Annotated in this window: 1 pseudogene; it reads left to right on the top strand. The window is 41.9% G+C overall.

The annotated features are described in order from the left end of the window. Window positions 1-649 (top strand): annotated as a pseudogene (locus R7093_RS26040) (GGDEF domain-containing protein); the annotation flags it as partial.

Consider the following 649-nt stretch of genomic DNA (forward strand, 5'->3'; position numbering starts at 1 on the left):
ATCCTAGACGAAAGCGGGCGCTATATTGAAAGCTTTGGTGGTACCCACCACTCCAAAACGTTCAACGCAGAACGCTACACTGGCTTACAGCTTAGCGATGTCCTTTCCCCAACCAAAGCAGATGAACTCATGGGGTTTATTTTTGACGTTATGCAAGATAACGAAACGAAAGTCGTGAAATACAACCTTTCTCTGCATGACCACCTACTCCTGCCTATAGAAGAGCTAGAAGCGTTGGAAAATCCAGAAGAAATGTGTGTTTAGGCGATTATCAAACCAGTTAACGCTCCTGAAAATGCAAACAAACTGGTGATCTGGTCTGTACGTGATATCACCAAGACTCATTTACTAGAGCAACGCCTTAAACAATTATCAGAAACTGATGCACTTACTGGTCTTCTCAACCGTCGGGCGTTTATCTCCAATTTAGATAATGCGATCATTCAACATACAAAACGTTCTAAAACACTTTCATGCTTGATGATCGATATTGATCACTTCAAAGATATTAATGATAGAGTTGGCCATTTTTCTGGTGATCATGTTATCACTCGCATTGCTCACGTTTGCCAAGGAGTCATTCGTGGCAGCGACTTTATAGGTCGATTGGGAGGAGAAGAGTTCGCAGTAATCTTAACAGATACGAATG

This window comes from Vibrio sp. 1580, from assembly GCF_033340055.1.